Origin of the sequence: Prevotella sp. MGM1 (assembly GCF_002933775.1) — a bacterium.
Classification (GTDB): Bacteria; Bacteroidota; Bacteroidia; order Bacteroidales; family Bacteroidaceae; genus Prevotella.
Genome location: NZ_BEWV01000136.1, coordinates 205943 through 222303, shown reverse-complemented (window position 1 = coordinate 222303; position 16361 = coordinate 205943). Strand labels below are relative to the sequence as shown.

Sequence of the window (16361 nt, the reverse complement as noted above, 5' to 3'; positions counted from 1 at the left end):
TATACTCTTGATACTCTCTCCCGCCCACCGGAAAAATCCGCTGACCCCCAAAAACCGGGTCAGCCCAAAAACCCTGTTGGTATGTTAAATTTACCCTGTTAGTTTGCATAATCTAAAAATAAAGAATGGTATATCTCCAACTCCCCTAAACTGTGCTCTGAACGCTTTAATTTTTGCATTGAATGATTCTGCAAACGCATTGGTTTCCCTATTAACGAAATAGTTTAATATTGTTTCATAATAGTTCTGCATGATATTTGTTACGGTTCTGAAACATCCGTATCCAAGCTTTTCTATTTTATTATACCACAAGGCAAGCTTTCCACGTGCCACATCCTTGTCATAGTGCTTATTATATATATCGGTCAACTCTATAGCCAAGCCGTAAACTGATTTCAGTTCCGGATAATATGCGAATATGATTTCCGCACGTATTCTTTGGGATTCAGTCCATTTACTATAATGCTTGACAAGTACATATTTAGCCCTTGCCAGCAGCTGCTTACGGGTATCACCATTGGCATATCGAAACGGAACATACTCTATATTTTGCTCTCTGCACCGCTGAATTTCATCGTTCTCCAAATCCCGTGCCATCCAGCGATAAGTAATCCTAAGTTCATCAATTGCCTCATAAAAGAGTTTCTGTACATGAAAACGGTCATTGGTCATAGTAGCGTTGGGAAAAGCAGTCCGGACAATCCGCATCATGGCCGGTGAAAGATCCAAAGTGACCTCTTTGACTCTCTTACGCTTGGAGACATGAATCATTTCAAGCACCTTTATGACTTCTTCAGACTTCGTGCCACGTATCATGGCCACAAGTGTACCTCTGCCACCACGTCCCGCACGGTTAGTGACAACGGTATATAATTCTCCACAGCTCAAAGAAGTCTCGTCAATACAAAGGCTGGGACCTATGTTTTGTTTGAACAGGACATATTCTGAGGCATGATCTAACCGGTCCCATTCTCTGTATTGGCTGATAAAGGCCTTGTACTGTGAAGTTAACTGTTTACCGTTTACCCCACAAGCAGCTGCCATGGAGGTTATGCCGGCAGCGGTAGTTTCAATCTTCTTCTTTTAAAAAAGCAACGAACTCAGGAGTGAGTTTCGTTCCTTCGACCGTAAGATCATCGTAGGTATAGGAAAAAGTTTCCCCGGTAGCTTTGTCATACCGGCGACGACGTCTTACATGGAGATAAACAGGTTTACCACGCAGGGGAAAGTCCTGAATCACTTTCTCATCGGTAAAACCATGTGAGATCACGGTTCCACTCTTGTAATCTGAACGTTCCATGTGGTGTTTTTCATCAAGCCAGACTTCGATTTTGACAGAGTCGTCATACCAACCGGAGATCTCGAAATACTCCATTAAAACTTCGGGGAAGATGACTCGTAATAACTTATGTAGGTTGCGATTGGAAGGCATTGGGCAAATAATTTTAATTTGAACGCAAAGATGAGTATTAACATAACATACTCACAGGGTTTTCGCACTGCCCCCTTTTCCGCATCCATACTTGCAAAACAGAACAGCATGGCAAAGAAACATAAAATTTCACTGTTCTTTTCATTCTTAATTCAATTAATATTTCAGGCATAGGGACAAGAGCGCCATACACCATAAAGAGAAAGCCGCCTACTTTAGCATAGCCGACATATAAAAACTATATTCGCTCAACAAGTTTCACACCTTTCACGGTACGCAGTTTTCTAATAAGAGCCTCCAACTTAGACGTATCATCAATCATTATAACCAGATTGCCCCTAAACAGACCGTCGTTACTGTCTATGCTGATGCTGCGCAATGTCAGTTTCTCGTCCTTACTGATTATACTTGTAAGATTGTTCACGATGCCTATATCATCATTTCCTATGACACGCAAGGTTATTGAATACTGAGACGCACCCTTGCCACTCCACCTCGCCTTTACGATACGGTAGCCAAAACGCTTGCGTAGCTCTGCGGCGTTAGGACAATCGCAACGATGTATCTTGATACCGCCACTGACAGTGACAAAGCCAAAGACGTCGTCTCCGTATATTGGCTGGCAACACCTGGAAAGCTGATAATCAAGTCCTTTCAGGTTTCTATCGATTACGAGAACATCATCGTTTATCTTGTTTTTCTGTTCAGTCTCATTCTGAAAATTAAACTCCTCGGCACTTCTTGACGGACCGTCAGATACCAGACCCGTATCACGAGCCTGTATTTCAAGATATTTATCTATTATGGTATTGACATCAAGAGAACCGTCGGATATCTGCTTGTAGAAATCACTTACTTCCTTAAACCCGAGTTTCTTAATAAGACGGGCCATCAAAGACTCTTCTATCTCAATCTTACGATTCTTAAATTTGCGCTCTATCATCTCCTTGGCAAACAACCCTTCCTTAACTTGTGTCTCCTTTAACGCAAGACGTATTTTTGACTTTGCCCTTGATGTCTTTACGATATTAAGCCAGTCCTGCTTCGGCTTCTGAGTAGTTGATGTCATTATCTCCACCTGATCTCCACTCTGCAACCTCTCACGCAGTGATACTACCTTATTGTTTATTCGAGCGCCGGTACAGCTATTTCCAATTTTCGAATGGATATGATATGCGAAATCAAGCACGGTAGAACCTTTAGGAAATTTAAACAGATCTCCTCTCGGTGTAAAGACAAACACCTCATCCTCATAAAGATCCATCTTAAACTGATCCATCACCTGCAAGCCATCGCTCGTCTCAAGTATATTACGGATATTTGTCAGCCACTCGTCCAAGCCTGTCTCACCCTTTATACCTTTGTATCTCCAATGGGCTGCCACACCGCGCTCGGCAACCTCATCCATACGTTCGGTACGTATCTGCACCTCCACCCATTTCTGTTCCGGACCGAGCACCGTTATATGCAGACTCTCATATCCATTTGATTTCGGAACGGAAAGCCAGTCACGCAAACGTTTCGGATTGGGCTGATACATATCAGTAACTATCGAATAGGCCTGCCAGCACTGCATTTTCTCTTTCTCAACATCGGTATCTATAATAATACGAATGGCGAAAAGGTCATATATCCCCTCGAAACCGCACTTCTGTTTCTTCATCTTCTGCCAGATAGAATGGATACTCTTGGTACGGCCTTTCATGTGAAATCTTAATCCGGCAAGAGCCAGTTTCTCTTCAATCGGACCAATAAAGCTCTCTATATATTTATCACGCGCAGCTTTCGTGGCACTCAATTTATCTTTTATCATATAATAAGCATCATGTTCAAGATACTTCAATGACAAATCTTCAAGCTCACTCTTCAACTTATACAACCCAAGTTTATGGGCCAACGGAGCATATAAATAAGCCGCTTCTTCCGATACCCTTGATTTGCTTTCCATGTTCTGACAATCCCTTATCTGACGCATAAGATTGACACGAGACGCTATCATAATAAGAATAACCTGCATATCTTCGGCAAACGACAGAAGAAGATTACGGAAATTCTCACTCTCGATAACCGGATTTTTGGAGTACAAATCTGAAATTCGCTGCAAACCATGAAGAATACGTGACACAGCCTCACCAAATTCCCAATTGACTTCTTCTATAGAAACAAATCCACCGGATACACTCGGATGCAACAAGACTGCAAGCACGGCATCACGCTTCAATCCAATCTCATCAACAACAATCTGAGCTGCCTGAAAACTAAAAAGTATCGGATTAAGCCCAAAAGCATCACGCCCCACCTGATTGCATTCAATAGAGTTTATCAAATGTTTACGTACTTTTTCTTCATCACCATCAATAAGAGAAGAACCAATAACTACCTTAATATTTTTATATATATCAAGCGTTTTTTTTAGTTCCTCTGCCGTAAAATCCAATCTTTCAACCATAATTACACCCGTATGTTAATATATTATTGCAAAGATACGATTTTTATCCGATTTATTCGGTTTTTAGATAAAAAGTTACTACATTTGCTGCATTATTACTAATAACACAATAAATTATGTTATCACAAGAAGACCTTAAACAAATTGCCGCCAAAGGCATGACTGCTGAACAAATCGAGACACAGTTAAAACAATTCAAAACGGGATTTCCATTCCTTAAGTTGGAAGCTGCGGCAAGCATCTCACAAGGAATAATCTCACCAAACACCGATGAGCGTTCCGATTTCGAAAAAAAATGGAACAACTACAAAGCCGAAGGTCATAAAATCGTAAAGTTCGTCCCTGCCTCGGGAGCGGCAAGCCGCATGTTTAAAGATATGTTCACTTTCCTTACCTCCGATTATGATACACCGTCAACCGATTTTGAGAAGCATTACTTCAATAATATAGAAAAATTCGCATTCTATGACGCACTTGATGACATCTGTCTCAAAAACGAGAAAAAAGGAATAAAAGAACTTATAAGCGAGAACAACTATAAAGCTGTTGTTTCCAACATGCTTGAAAGTAAAGGACTTAACTATGGCCAACTTCCAAAAGGCATGCTGATTTTCCACAAATATGAGGATGGGGCACGCACTCCCATGGAAGAACATCTTGTAGAAGGTGCTCTATATGCGGCAAGTAATGGAGAAGCAAATGTACATTTCACTGTAAGCAACGAACACATGGAGTTTTTTGAGAAAAAAGTATCTCAACAATCAGACAAATATGCAAAAAAATACAATATTAATTACAATATAACTTTCTCTGAACAGAAATCAAGTACAGACACCATTGCGGCAAATGCGGACAACACTCCGTTCAGAACCACCGACGGACGCCTTCTGTTCCGTCCCGGAGGACACGGAGCTCTGATAGAGAACCTCAACGACATTGACGCAGACGTAATATTCATCAAGAACATCGATAATGTAGTACCGGACAGGTTGAAAGCAGACACAATTGAATACAAGCAAGTCATTGCCGGCATTCTCGTCTCATTGCAGAAAAAGGCATTCGAGCACCTAAACACGCTTGACTCCGGCAAATATAACCACGAAAAACTTGAAGAGATAATACGTTTCGTACAGCAAGAATTATGCTGTAGAAAATCAGACATAAAGCATCTTGAAGATACGGAACTTGTGATTTATCTCAAAGAAAAGCTCAATCGTCCTATGCGTGTATGCGGTGTTGTCAAAAACGTAGGTGAACCCGGTGGAGGTCCATTCCTTACTTACAATCAAGACGGTACCGTAAGCCTCCAAATATTGGAAAGCAGCCAGATTGACAAGAACAATCAAGAATATATGAAAATGTTTACTACTGGAACACATTTCAATCCTGTCGACCTTGTGTGTGCCGTAAAAGACTATAAAGGAAAATCTTTCAACCTACCTGATTTCGTTGACAAGGCAACAGGATTTATCAGCAGTAAGAGCAAGGACGGCAAAGAACTGAAAGCACTTGAACTGCCAGGACTGTGGAACGGTGCTATGAGCGATTGGAATACGATATTCGTAGAAGTACCGCTATCAACATTCAATCCGGTAAAAACAGTTAATGATTTATTACGTGAGCAACACCAATAAATAAAAAACGGTTTTACCAGAACAAACAATACAAACTTACAGTGCTTTGTGCCCGTACATGAATTATTTTTTCAAGTACGGGCACATATAGTATATGTATTTAAATACACTATCCACATTACATGCTTTTGTATAAACCAAACTAGTACTTTACAAGATATTTACACGCTTTCATTTCATTCTTTACCTTTTTTTTCTGTTTTTACGCTGATATTTAGTAACTTTGCACTTTTGAATTATTAAATAAGTAATGAGTAATAAGCAAAATAACAAGGCATTCTCAATGATTGCCGATATAGAAGGCGATTTCAGCGACCTTTCCAATATAAACATGCCGGAAAGCATGCCCATACTTGCTGTAAGAAATCTTGTGCTTTTCCCTGGTGTGGTTTCTCCTATACTTATCGGTAGGGAATCAAGCATGACGTTGATAAAAAAAGCAGAAGCTTCCGGTACACTCATAGGCATTGTATGCCAAAAAGATCCGGATATAGACGAACCCTCCAAAAATGACCTTTACGAATACGGAGTTTTTGCAAAAGTAGTAAAGATTCTCAGCCTGCCAAATAATAATATCACTGCAATTATACAAGGGTTAGGCAGACTGAAACTAACTTCTATCATACGCAAAAAACCTTATCTTACAGGTAAGGTTGAAGTTGCGCATGAAACTTTTCCTGATAATAACGACAGTGAGTTTACAACCGCAATAGAAGATTTACGTAACACTACTGCCGAATACGTAAAAATCAACGACGATATTCCAGAAGAGGCAACCTTTGCCATCAAGAATGTGAACAACGATGTCATGGCATTGAACTTTATATGTTCCAATATGCTATTCTCGATAAAAGAAAAGATGGAATTATTGGAAATGGACTCCATCAAAGACAGGCTCTTCTATACTTTGAGAATAATAAACAGAGAACTTGCGCTTCAGAGTCTTAAACAGGATATAAGAAATAAGACTCGTGATGACATAGACGAGCAACAGAAAAACTACTTTTTACAACAACAGATAAAGAATATCCAGGCTGAGATAGGTAACGGCGACGGCTCACCGGAAAGAAAAGAGTTACTGGATAAAGCTGCAACAAAACTTTGGAATGAGGATGTCGAGACTATATTCATGAAGGAACTGGACAAACTCGACCAATTAAATCCACAAAGTCCGGAGTATAACATACAACTCACTTATCTCCAGACATTTGTCTCACTTCCTTGGAATGAATATACAGAAGACGACCTAAACATAACAAAAGCACAGAAAGTCCTTGATAAAGACCATTATGGAATGGAGAAGGTAAAGGAAAGAATCCTTGAATACATTGCCGTTTTGAGTCTGCGCAGAGACCTGAAATCACCCATCTTGTGCCTCTATGGCCCTCCGGGAGTCGGAAAAACCAGTCTCGGAAAAAGTATCGCCGATGCAATGAACAGGAAATATGTGCGTATGTCTCTTGGCGGATTACACGATGAAGCCGAAATAAGAGGTCACAGGCGTACATATATCGGTGCCATGGCCGGAAGAATAATAAAGAACATACAAAAAGCAGGCTCTTCCAATCCGGTTTTCATTCTTGATGAAATTGACAAAGTAACACAAAATACAGTCAATGGAGATCCAGCTTCAGCATTGCTCGAAGTTCTCGATCCTGAACAAAATACAGCTTTTCACGATAATTATCTCGATGTGGACTATGATCTGTCGAAAGTACTCTTCATTGCTACGGCAAATGAACTTAATACAATACCAAGACCATTGCTTGACCGCATGGAAATTATAGAGGTAAGCGGTTATATCACAGAAGAGAAGATCGAGATTGCCAAAAGGCATCTTATTCCAAAAGAAAAAGACAGTACCGGCCTGTTGGATGAAAAAAAATTGGCTTTCAATAAGTCTGCGATTGAAAAAATAATAGAGCAATACACAAGAGAAAGCGGAGTTCGTCAACTTGAAAAGCAAATAAACAAGGCTTTGAGAAAACTCGCTTTCACAAAAGCCAAAGAAGGCTTATTGCCATATAATAAGATTTCTCCTACTGAAATTGAAAGCCTTCTCGGAAAGCCCCCCTACTATCGGGATATTTATCAGGGAAACTCTTATGCGGGAGTCGTAACCGGTTTGGCATGGACAAGTGTGGGCGGAGAGATATTGTTCATAGAGACAAGCATGAGCAAAGGAAAAGGAACCAAGCTTACACTTACCGGAAATCTGGGAGACGTAATGAAAGAGTCGGCTGTACTCGCACTGGAATACGTAAAAGCACATGCTGACAAATTGAATATCGACTACAGGATTTTCGATAATTGGAACATTCACATTCATGTCCCTGAAGGCGCCACTCCCAAGGACGGGCCTTCTGCCGGAATAACCATTGCAACATCTATAGCATCGGCACTTACCCAACGCAAAGTAAGAAAGAATACGGCCATGACAGGTGAAATAACACTGAGAGGAAAAGTATTGCCTGTCGGAGGAATAAAAGAAAAGATATTAGCAGCCAAAAGAGCCGGCATAACGGATATTTTAATGTGTCGCGAAAACAAGAAAGACATAGATGAAATTCCTGATGTCTACCTTAAAGGTATCACTTTCCATTATGTGGAAAATGTCCAAGACGTATGGGACTTTGCCCTCACAGAGGAAACTGTTGACAATCCTTTAATATTTGAAATAGAGGAAGATAAGAAATAATGGAATTCCAATTACTGCATACCGACAGTTCGTCAGACGCACGAACAGGTATTATCACCACTGCACACGGCGTGATAAAAACACCTATCTTCATGCCGGTAGGAACTTGTGGCAGTGTGAAAGGTGTTCATTTCTCAGAGTTGAGAGAGCAAGTCAAAGCCCAAATAATATTAGGCAATACATATCATCTGTATCTGCGTCCCGGACTTGATATTCTTAAAAAGGCGGGAGGTCTTCACCGTTTCGGAGGATGGGACAGACCTATATTAACGGATTCTGGCGGATTTCAAGTCTTTTCGCTCACTGGTATACGAAAACTGCGTGAGGAAGGATGTGAATTCAGATCACACATAGATGGCTCAAAACATATCTTTACTCCGGAAAACGTTATGGATACTGAACGTGCCATCGGTGCTGACATCATAATGGCATTTGATGAATGTCCTCCCGGAAACAGTGATTATCAATATGCGAAAAAGAGCCTGGCACTCACACAACGCTGGCTTGACAGGTGTATAAAACGTTTCAATGAAACCGAGCCTTTGTACGGATATGAGCAAACTTTATTTCCCATAGTTCAAGGATGCACGTTTAAAGATTTGCGTCGTGATGCGGCAAAATACATTGCAGACAAAGATGCTGACGGAAATGCCATCGGAGGTCTGGCTGTTGGCGAACCGACAGAAGTCATGTACGATATGATTGAAGTTGTCAATGAGGTTCTTCCAAAAGAAAAGCCAAGATATTTGATGGGCGTAGGGACCCCACAGAACATTCTCGAAGCTATTGAGCGCGGCGTAGATATGTTCGATTGCGTCATGCCAACACGCAACGGACGAAATGCGATGCTCTTTACATACAACGGAACAATGAACATGCGCAATAAAAAATGGGAAGACGACTTTTCACCTATAGACCAGGATGGATGTGAAACTGACCGTATATATACAAAAGCATATCTTCATCATTTGTTCAAGGCACAGGAACTTCTCGCCATGCAAATAGCCAGCATCCATAATCTTGCTTTCTATATAAGACTCGTTACCGACGCAAGACACCATATCGAACAAGGAGATTTTGTTGCATGGAAGCGTAGTGTCATAGATGATTTAGGCCGAAGAGTTTAATAACTGTTTTTATAGACATGAGATTCTATAATAGTAACCCATTGCATAAGATACTAAAATTCCGGCATTCGACAGACCAATACAACGGATGTTACAGTCATGTCATACACAAACTTGGCATTTTCAATCCATTCAGGTATATCAAACGTCTCGACAGATATATCATAAAAAAGTTCATCGGAACATATATCTATTCAATATTCCTTATCATAAGTATAGCCATTGTATTGGATATTAATGATAATCTGGCCAAGTTCAGCGTATATCACGCACCTTTACGAGCCATAATCTTTGACTACTATGCTAATTTCGTGCCATACTACGCCAACCTGTTCAGTCCGTTGTTCGTTTTCATTGCCGTTATTTTTTTCACATCCAAACTTGCCGGTAACTCAGAGATTATAGCGATGTTGGCATGTGGCATGAGTTTTAAGCGCCTGCTAAGACCATACATGATTTCGGCCGCGATGATATCCGTATTGAATTTTTATCTTGGTTCTTACATCATTCCCAAAGGTACTGTAATACGCCATAACTTCGAATCTCAATATAAGAACAGCAAAAAACAAACGTCAGCCACAAACATACAACTTCAAGTGGGTAAAGGAGTTATTGCATATATAGCTCAATACGACGACAAGACAAAGACCGGATTTGGTTTCTCGCTATACAAATTCGAGAACAAAAAACTTGTAAGTCAAATGACAGCCAATGTGATCAAATACGACACCATATCCGATTCACGCTATCACTGGAAAGCCATCAGCTACAAAATAAGAACATTAAAAGGAATGAAGGAACATATCACATCCGGATTTGAGAAAGACACAACAATAATGATGGAGCCTATGGATCTCGTTTTCAGCAAGGGACAACAAGAAACTTTCACAAGTCCAGAACTCAAACGCTACATATCTAAACAAAAAGACCGCGGCTCCGGTAATGTAGTTCAATATGAGGTAGAGTATCACAAGCGAATAGCCACGTGTTTCGCATCGTTCATTCTCACCATCATAGGACTGAGCCTTAGTGCCAGAAAGCGCAAGGGCGGAATGGGGTTATATCTCGGTATCGGTCTGATTTTGAGTTTTTCTTATATACTTCTGCAAACAGTAAGTTCCACTTTTGCCATCAACGCAAATACCCCACCGGTAATTGCTGCATGGATTCCAAACCTACTATATTTTATAATTGCATATTTTTGTTATAAAAAAGCACCTAATTAATGAAATTTGAAGATACATTTTTAAATGACAACATACTGGACGCACTCTATGACATGCGTTTTGAGGATTGTACACCGATACAAGAAAAGTGTATACCTGAAATATTGGATTACAATGATGTCATTGGAGTTGCACAGACAGGAACCGGTAAGACAGCTGCATATTTGCTGCCGATATTAAGCATGCTCGATGACGGCGAATATCCCAAAGACGCCATTAACTGCATTATTATGTCACCGACAAGAGAGCTTGCCCAACAAATAGACCAGGCAATGCAAGGCTTCGGTTATTATCTTGACAGCATAAGCAGCGTTGCCGTATATGGAGGAAACGACGGAAACAGATACGATCAAGAGATGAAAAGTCTGCGGATGGGTGCTGATGTTGTAATAGCTACTCCTGGACGACTGCTCAGCCATATCCGAATGGGACACATAGATTTGAGTAAAGTAAGTTTTTTTGTACTCGATGAGGCTGACCGTATGCTTGATATGGGATTCAGCGATGATATAATGCAAATTGTCGCCAAACTGCCGAAAGAACGACAAACAATCATGTTCTCCGCCACGATGCCGGATAAAATACAGCAACTTGCACGTACTATTCTCAATAATCCTGTTGAGATTAAGATAGCGGTGAGCAAGCCGGCCGAAAAAATAAAACAATCGGCATACGTTTGCTATGACACACAGAAAATTGGAATAATAAAACATCTTTTTGCTACAAACCAATTAAAAAGGGTCATTATTTTCTCCGGTAAGAAAGACAAAGTAAAAGATATTGCCCGCGAACTGCGAAACCTGAAAATAAACTGCTGCCAGATGCACAGCGATCTCACACAGCAAGAACGAGACGAAGTGATGTTCAAATTCAAGGCTGGAATGAAAGACGTACTCGTAGCCACAGATATAGTTTCCAGAGGTATAGACATTGATGACATATTAATGGTGATAAACTACGATGTCCCACACGACTGCGAAGACTACGTTCACCGCATCGGACGAACCGCAAGAGCAGACAGGGACGGAGCGGCAATAACATTCGTGAACGAAAAAGAGATTTATAAGTTCCAGCAGATTGAGGAATTCCTTGAGAAAGTGATTACTAAAAATCCGCTTCCTGAAAATCTCGGTAAAGGTCCGGAGTATAAGGTGGAAAAGAACACTCAGTCAAACAGATGTGGGACAAGACGCCATGGCAGAGGGAACGGAAATGGAAACGGACGCAGACGTAGCGGGAAAAAGCCCCAAAAGAAATAACCGTAAATCCTACTACCGTTAGAAATATAATCCGCAAATGAACTGCCCCCCAAAAGAAGATTTCACTAACATATATAAATCACCCCATGTCTCAAAAGTTCCGCTAACTTTTGAGACATGGGGTGATTAATAACTTTCTCATTTAAGATGCGGCAATGATATATGATATTTCACCGCAATAAAACGTATTGTACATGTTACAATAAAACTTGCCATAACAGTTACCTCGACCGGAAAATCAATTTCTGACAGTCCCCAATACGTTATTCCTCCAAGCAGACATGCCATCGCATAAATCTCTTTTCTGAATATCACCGGTTCATTATTAAGCAACACATCGCGTATCACCCCACCTGCCGATCCTGTTATACATCCCATTATTATCGCCACCCAGAACGGCTGTCCGCATGCATGGCTTTTCTGTATCCCGGATATTGTAAAAAGAGCCAGTCCCAAAGTGTCAAACACAAACCAAGTATTATTCAACCGTTCCATGTGCTTCGAAAACACAATAACCACACACAGAGCCAATGCCGTACAAACCATATATATCGGATCTGTCATCCAAAAAGGGGTGACACCCAACATCACGTCACGTATCGTGCCACCACCTATTGCCACTGCTATGCCGCACACATAACCGCCGAACCAATCGAAATGCTTGGCTGCCGCATGCCTGATACCTGATATGGCAAAAGCGAACGTTCCGAGAAACTCTATTATATAAGGTACAGCTGAAAGGTTTATCTCTTCGTTCATCCGTTAACTACATTTACTGGTAATCCATCCATAAAAGCTTTTACGTTTCCTGCCGCGACAGTCATCAACCTCATGCGAGCTTCTAATGTTGCCCATGCTATGTGGGGAGTTATAAACGCATTTGGAGCACCAAACAACGGATTATCGGATGACGGAGGCTCTTCGCACATAACATCGGCACCATACGCTGCAAGTTGGCCGCTTGCAAGAGCTTCAGCCACATCACGCTCATTAACTAGCCTTCCACGCCCCGTGTTTATCAATATAGCACCGCGCTTCATTTTCATTATCGTATCACTGTTTATCATCTCACATGTCTCCGCCGTAAGCGGACAATGCAAAGTGAGAATATCACTTGTGGACAACAGTCCGTCAAGAGTGGTTTTCTGAATACCGGAAGGCATCGAGCTTGCGTCACGATGAGTGAAAGCGAATACGTCCATACCAAAAATACGGGCTATCTCCGCCACTTTCAAACCAATATTTCCAAGCCCGACAATACCAAGCGTCTTTCCCGACAGCTCAGGTATCTGTGTATCCCAATAACAAAAATCCCTGTTTCCGCTCCACCGTCCCTTTCTATTTTCAGTTGCATAATGACCAATACGGTTCGTTATGTTCAGCAAATGTGCGAATGTCATCTGCGCGACACTGTCTGTACTATACGCCGGGATATTGGTCACTACGATCCCGCGTTTTCCCGCCTCTTCCGTATCCACGACATTATATCCTGTTGCCAAGACACCTATATATTTCAGATCCGGCAAAGCATCCATCACATTTTTATCTATAATCACCTTATTTGTAAGAAGAATTTCCGCTCCGAGAGAACGCGCTATCGTCTCTTCCGATTTTGTACTCGGATATACCGTCAGTTCACCCAAGTCTTCAAACGGTTCCCATGACAAGTCTCCCGGGTTAACGCTATATCCGTCTAATACTACAATCTTCATCTTTTACATGTTTCTTAATACATCTGTTTTTTGTCTTTTCTCTCATTTCATGCTGTCAATCATCAAATCTTTCTCCCCAACATGAACGCATCCTCGCCAAATGCTTCTCCTCCGCAGAGTTATGCTGACCGTGCCAAAGACGCAATGCCGGTATCTCGTCAGGCAAATATTGCTGGGCGGCAAAATTACCTGGATAATCATGTGGATAAACATATCCGTCACTATAACCGATGTCTTTCATAAGTCTGGTGGGAGCGTTTCTAAGATGTAGCGGCACAGGCAGGTTGCCGGTCTTGCGCACCACCCCCAAAGCCGAATCGATTCCCAGATAAGCCGAGTTGCTTTTAGGACTTGTGGCCAGATATACCGTAGCTTCGGCCAACGGTATACGTCCTTCCGGCCATCCTATTTTATTCACCGCTTCAAAAGCCGTGTTAGCCAGCAACAAAGCATTAGGGTTGGCCAGTCCTATATCCTCAGCTGCACTGATCACAAGCCGGCGGGCTATAAATTTAGGATCCTCTCCTCCCTCTATCATCCGTGCGAGCCAATAAAGCGCCGCATCCGGATCGCTTCCACGTATGCTCTTTATAAACGCTGATATTATGTCATAGTGCATCTCACCGTCCTTATCGTAGGCAAGCGGATTTTGTTGGAGCCTGTCCACCACCATATCATCCGTTATCACAACATCGCAATCCGATGAAGACTCCACTACTATTTCAAGTATGTTTAACAGTTTGCGGGCATCCCCACCGCTATAACGCAATAGTGCGTCTGTCTCTTTCAACTCAATATTGCGCTCTTTCAACACTATGTCTTTCTTCAAAGCCCTATCAAGAAGTTCGAGCAGATCTTCCTTCTCAAGAGATTTCAAAACATACAACTGGCATCTCGAAAGCAAAGGCCGTATAACCTCAAACGAGGGATTTTCCGTCGTGGCTCCAATCAAAGTGATAGTGCCTTTCTCCACGGCACCAAGCAGAGAATCTTGCTGTGACTTGTTGAAACGGTGTATCTCGTCTATAAACAATATAGGAGACGCTTCATTGAAAAATCGGCCTTTCCCCGCTTTTTCAATGACATCACGCACATCTTTCACTCCACTTGTGACAGCACTTAGTGTGTAGAACGGTGTCTCAAGTTTATTTGCTATTATCTGCGCCAAAGTGGTCTTGCCCACCCCGGGAGGCCCCCAAAGAATAAACGAAGATATGCGCCCTGAATCTATCATTCTGCGCAATACCGCCCCCTCTCCCACTATATGCTTTTGGCCTATATAGTCATCGAGTGTCCCCGGCCTCAATCTTTCTGCTAACGGTTGTGACATAATTAATTGCAAAGTTAACTCAAATCAAAGACTACACCAAAAGAAACAGGTTAATATTTACATACCGGCCTCACAAACGCAACACGAAAAAAATTATTGCCGCTCCATAATTTATATCGTAATATATATAGTAATACGGCTTGCACAGACATTAGTTTTTTTGTAACTTTGATTTAAACAAAATCCACCCAAAATCCCCAGACATGATATATCTTTACAAACAATCACAAAAGCCACATGACACCAAACCTGAAAAATGCATGTTTATGCAATCATCACCTACCGTAAAAAATGATAATCATCATAAAAAACACAATCTCTTGCCATTGAATACAAGCCGAACAACACGTTTGTATCATTAGTTATCATAAGCACATGCGCACCATGCTGCCACCGGCGTATGACCTATAATAGCCGGTACACCACATGACTGTAATAACACATATCTACAGCCCACATATTACAAGCCTCCCAACGCACTGCTTTGGGAGGCTTTTTGTGTTACAACGGGATACTAAACGCAATGCAACGGGATACTAAACGCAGTGCAACCAGTTACCGAATGCAAAACAAGCATAACGCAAATGTAAAAAGACAAATAACCTATCAAAAAACAAAGTACTTTCTTTTATCATCAAATATACAAACACTTATATAATAAGAAGAAACGCATAAATATACAAATACTAATTTGAAAAATATGTGACATTTAATTTACAAAACAAATATAAAATAATATTGAGAATACTTTGAACCCAAACCGTTTAAAAACAGCAATTCCTATAAAGCCACGCTTTTTTTAAGTAAAGACTAACGTTAAGTCGAAAAAAATGTGTAAGTTTGCACATCGAAAAGAGTATATCCGGATATGAAACTCATTATCATGACCCAACCCACATTTTTCGTGGAAGAAGACAAGATACTCACATCACTTTTTGATGAGGGTTTGGACAATCTACATTTATATAAACCAAACTCTACACCTATATACTCAGAACGACTTCTGACATTGCTTAACGATGATTATCACTGTAAGATAACCGTTCATGAGCATTTCTACCTGAAAGAGGAATATCGCTTACGGGGCATTCACATCGATGATGCCATAAAACCCGTACCACAAGGATACAAGGGACGAGTATGCCGCACATGCCATTCGATAGAAGAGCTCAAAGACGCTAAAAAGAAATCCGACTATGTTTTTCTTAATAATGTGTTTGACTGCCGGAATGGGGAAAGCATAAAAGGCGCATTCTCAGCTGAAGAACTTAAAGAGGCATCACGCAAAGGACTTATAGATAAAAAAGTTTATGCCCTAGGTGGTATAAACCCGGAAAACTCATATATGGCAAAAGACCTCGGATTTGGAGGCGTAGTAATATGCGAAGACTTATGGAACAAGTTCAACATCCATCACGAACTTGACTACAAGGAACTGATAAACCATTTCGAAAGGCTTCGTAAGATAATCAACTGATTAGCAAATTATTAAAG

General features: G+C 41.1%; 11 protein-coding genes and 1 pseudogene. 6 read left to right on the top strand and 6 right to left on the bottom strand.

What is annotated here, in order from left to right; all coding sequences use genetic code 11:
* Positions 1-90 precede the first annotated feature (90 nt).
* The 3 genes from MoGM_RS05535 to MoGM_RS05525 all read right to left on the bottom strand — a co-directional run bounded on the left by MoGM_RS05535 (position 91) and on the right by MoGM_RS05525 (position 3881).
* Positions 91-936, bottom strand: coding sequence for a transposase (locus tag MoGM_RS05535; RefSeq protein WP_104369134.1), 846 nt, complete (start codon positions 934-936; stop codon positions 91-93).
* 133 nt (positions 937-1069) lie between these two features.
* A complete protein-coding gene (locus MoGM_RS05530; RefSeq protein ID WP_104369135.1) occupies positions 1070-1375 on the bottom strand; it encodes a transposase family protein in 306 nt (101 codons plus the stop codon).
* 295 nt (positions 1376-1670) lie between these two features.
* Positions 1671-3881 (bottom strand): bifunctional (p)ppGpp synthetase/guanosine-3',5'-bis(diphosphate) 3'-pyrophosphohydrolase, encoded by a 2211-nt coding sequence (locus MoGM_RS05525; protein ID WP_104369120.1) that lies wholly within the window; start codon positions 3879-3881, stop codon positions 1671-1673.
* A gap of 116 nt (positions 3882-3997) precedes the next feature.
* Here MoGM_RS05525 and MoGM_RS05520 point away from each other — a divergent pair, with 116 nt between their 5' ends.
* The 5 genes and pseudogenes from MoGM_RS05520 to MoGM_RS05500 form a co-directional block, all read left to right on the top strand.
* The gene (locus MoGM_RS05520) at positions 3998-5515 is read left to right on the top strand and encodes a DUF4301 family protein (RefSeq protein WP_104369119.1); all 1518 of its coding nucleotides are present in this window, start codon (positions 3998-4000) and stop codon (positions 5513-5515) included.
* A 250-nt stretch (positions 5516-5765) separates the two neighbouring features.
* Complete coding sequence (gene lon, locus MoGM_RS05515; protein WP_233210178.1) at positions 5766-8213, top strand: endopeptidase La; 2448 nt, start codon at positions 5766-5768, stop codon at positions 8211-8213.
* Positions 8213-9340, top strand: coding sequence for a tRNA guanosine(34) transglycosylase Tgt (tgt, locus tag MoGM_RS05510; protein ID WP_104369118.1), 1128 nt, complete (start codon positions 8213-8215; stop codon positions 9338-9340). The genes lon and tgt overlap by 1 nt, the downstream gene beginning before the upstream one ends.
* A gap of 17 nt (positions 9341-9357) precedes the next feature.
* Positions 9358-10566: an LptF/LptG family permease gene (locus MoGM_RS05505; RefSeq protein WP_104369117.1), complete on the top strand. Its 1209-nt coding sequence runs from the start codon at positions 9358-9360 to the stop codon at positions 10564-10566.
* Positions 10566-11714, top strand: a pseudogene (locus tag MoGM_RS05500) (DEAD/DEAH box helicase); the annotation flags it as partial. The gene MoGM_RS05505 and the pseudogene MoGM_RS05500, both read left to right, overlap by 1 nt.
* A 249-nt stretch (positions 11715-11963) precedes the next feature.
* Here MoGM_RS05500 and MoGM_RS05495 read toward each other — a convergent pair.
* Genes MoGM_RS05495 through MoGM_RS05485 form a run of 3 tightly spaced genes read right to left on the bottom strand, consistent with a single transcriptional unit; the run spans position 11964 to position 14867 of the window.
* Positions 11964-12584, bottom strand: coding sequence for a trimeric intracellular cation channel family protein (locus tag MoGM_RS05495; protein ID WP_104369115.1), 621 nt, complete (start codon positions 12582-12584; stop codon positions 11964-11966).
* Positions 12581-13537, bottom strand: a complete 957-nt coding sequence (locus MoGM_RS05490) for a D-2-hydroxyacid dehydrogenase (RefSeq protein WP_104369114.1) — start codon at positions 13535-13537, stop codon at positions 12581-12583. The genes MoGM_RS05495 and MoGM_RS05490 overlap by 4 nt, the downstream gene beginning before the upstream one ends.
* Positions 13538-13592: 55 nt before the next feature.
* Positions 13593-14867: a replication-associated recombination protein A gene (locus MoGM_RS05485; RefSeq protein WP_104369113.1), complete on the bottom strand. Its 1275-nt coding sequence runs from the start codon at positions 14865-14867 to the stop codon at positions 13593-13595.
* A gap of 868 nt (positions 14868-15735) precedes the next feature.
* Between MoGM_RS05485 and MoGM_RS05480 the strand changes: the two genes are divergently transcribed.
* Positions 15736-16344 carry a thiamine phosphate synthase gene (locus MoGM_RS05480; RefSeq protein WP_104369112.1) on the top strand — a complete coding sequence of 203 codons (609 nt, stop codon included), beginning with the start codon at positions 15736-15738 and terminating at the stop codon, positions 16342-16344.
* The last annotated feature ends 17 nt before the right edge of the window (positions 16345-16361 follow it).

What these genes read in the sequence shown, in the direction of transcription:
- MoGM_RS05530 (WP_104369135.1), bottom strand. Translation starts at nt 1,375, where the DNA reads ATGGAGTATTTCGAGATCTCCGGTTGGTATGACGACTCTGTCAAAATC.
- MoGM_RS05525 (WP_104369120.1), bottom strand. Translation starts at nt 3,881, where the DNA reads ATGGTTGAAAGATTGGATTTTACGGCAGAGGAACTAAAAAAAACGCTT.
- MoGM_RS05520 (WP_104369119.1), top strand. Translation starts at nt 3,998, where the DNA reads ATGTTATCACAAGAAGACCTTAAACAAATTGCCGCCAAAGGCATGACT.
- lon (WP_233210178.1), top strand. Translation starts at nt 5,766, where the DNA reads ATGAGTAATAAGCAAAATAACAAGGCATTCTCAATGATTGCCGATATA.
- tgt (WP_104369118.1), top strand. Translation starts at nt 8,213, where the DNA reads ATGGAATTCCAATTACTGCATACCGACAGTTCGTCAGACGCACGAACA.
- MoGM_RS05505 (WP_104369117.1), top strand. Translation starts at nt 9,358, where the DNA reads ATGAGATTCTATAATAGTAACCCATTGCATAAGATACTAAAATTCCGG.
- MoGM_RS05495 (WP_104369115.1), bottom strand. Translation starts at nt 12,584, where the DNA reads ATGAACGAAGAGATAAACCTTTCAGCTGTACCTTATATAATAGAGTTT.
- MoGM_RS05490 (WP_104369114.1), bottom strand. Translation starts at nt 13,537, where the DNA reads ATGAAGATTGTAGTATTAGACGGATATAGCGTTAACCCGGGAGACTTG.
- MoGM_RS05485 (WP_104369113.1), bottom strand. Translation starts at nt 14,867, where the DNA reads ATGTCACAACCGTTAGCAGAAAGATTGAGGCCGGGGACACTCGATGAC.
- MoGM_RS05480 (WP_104369112.1), top strand. Translation starts at nt 15,736, where the DNA reads ATGAAACTCATTATCATGACCCAACCCACATTTTTCGTGGAAGAAGAC.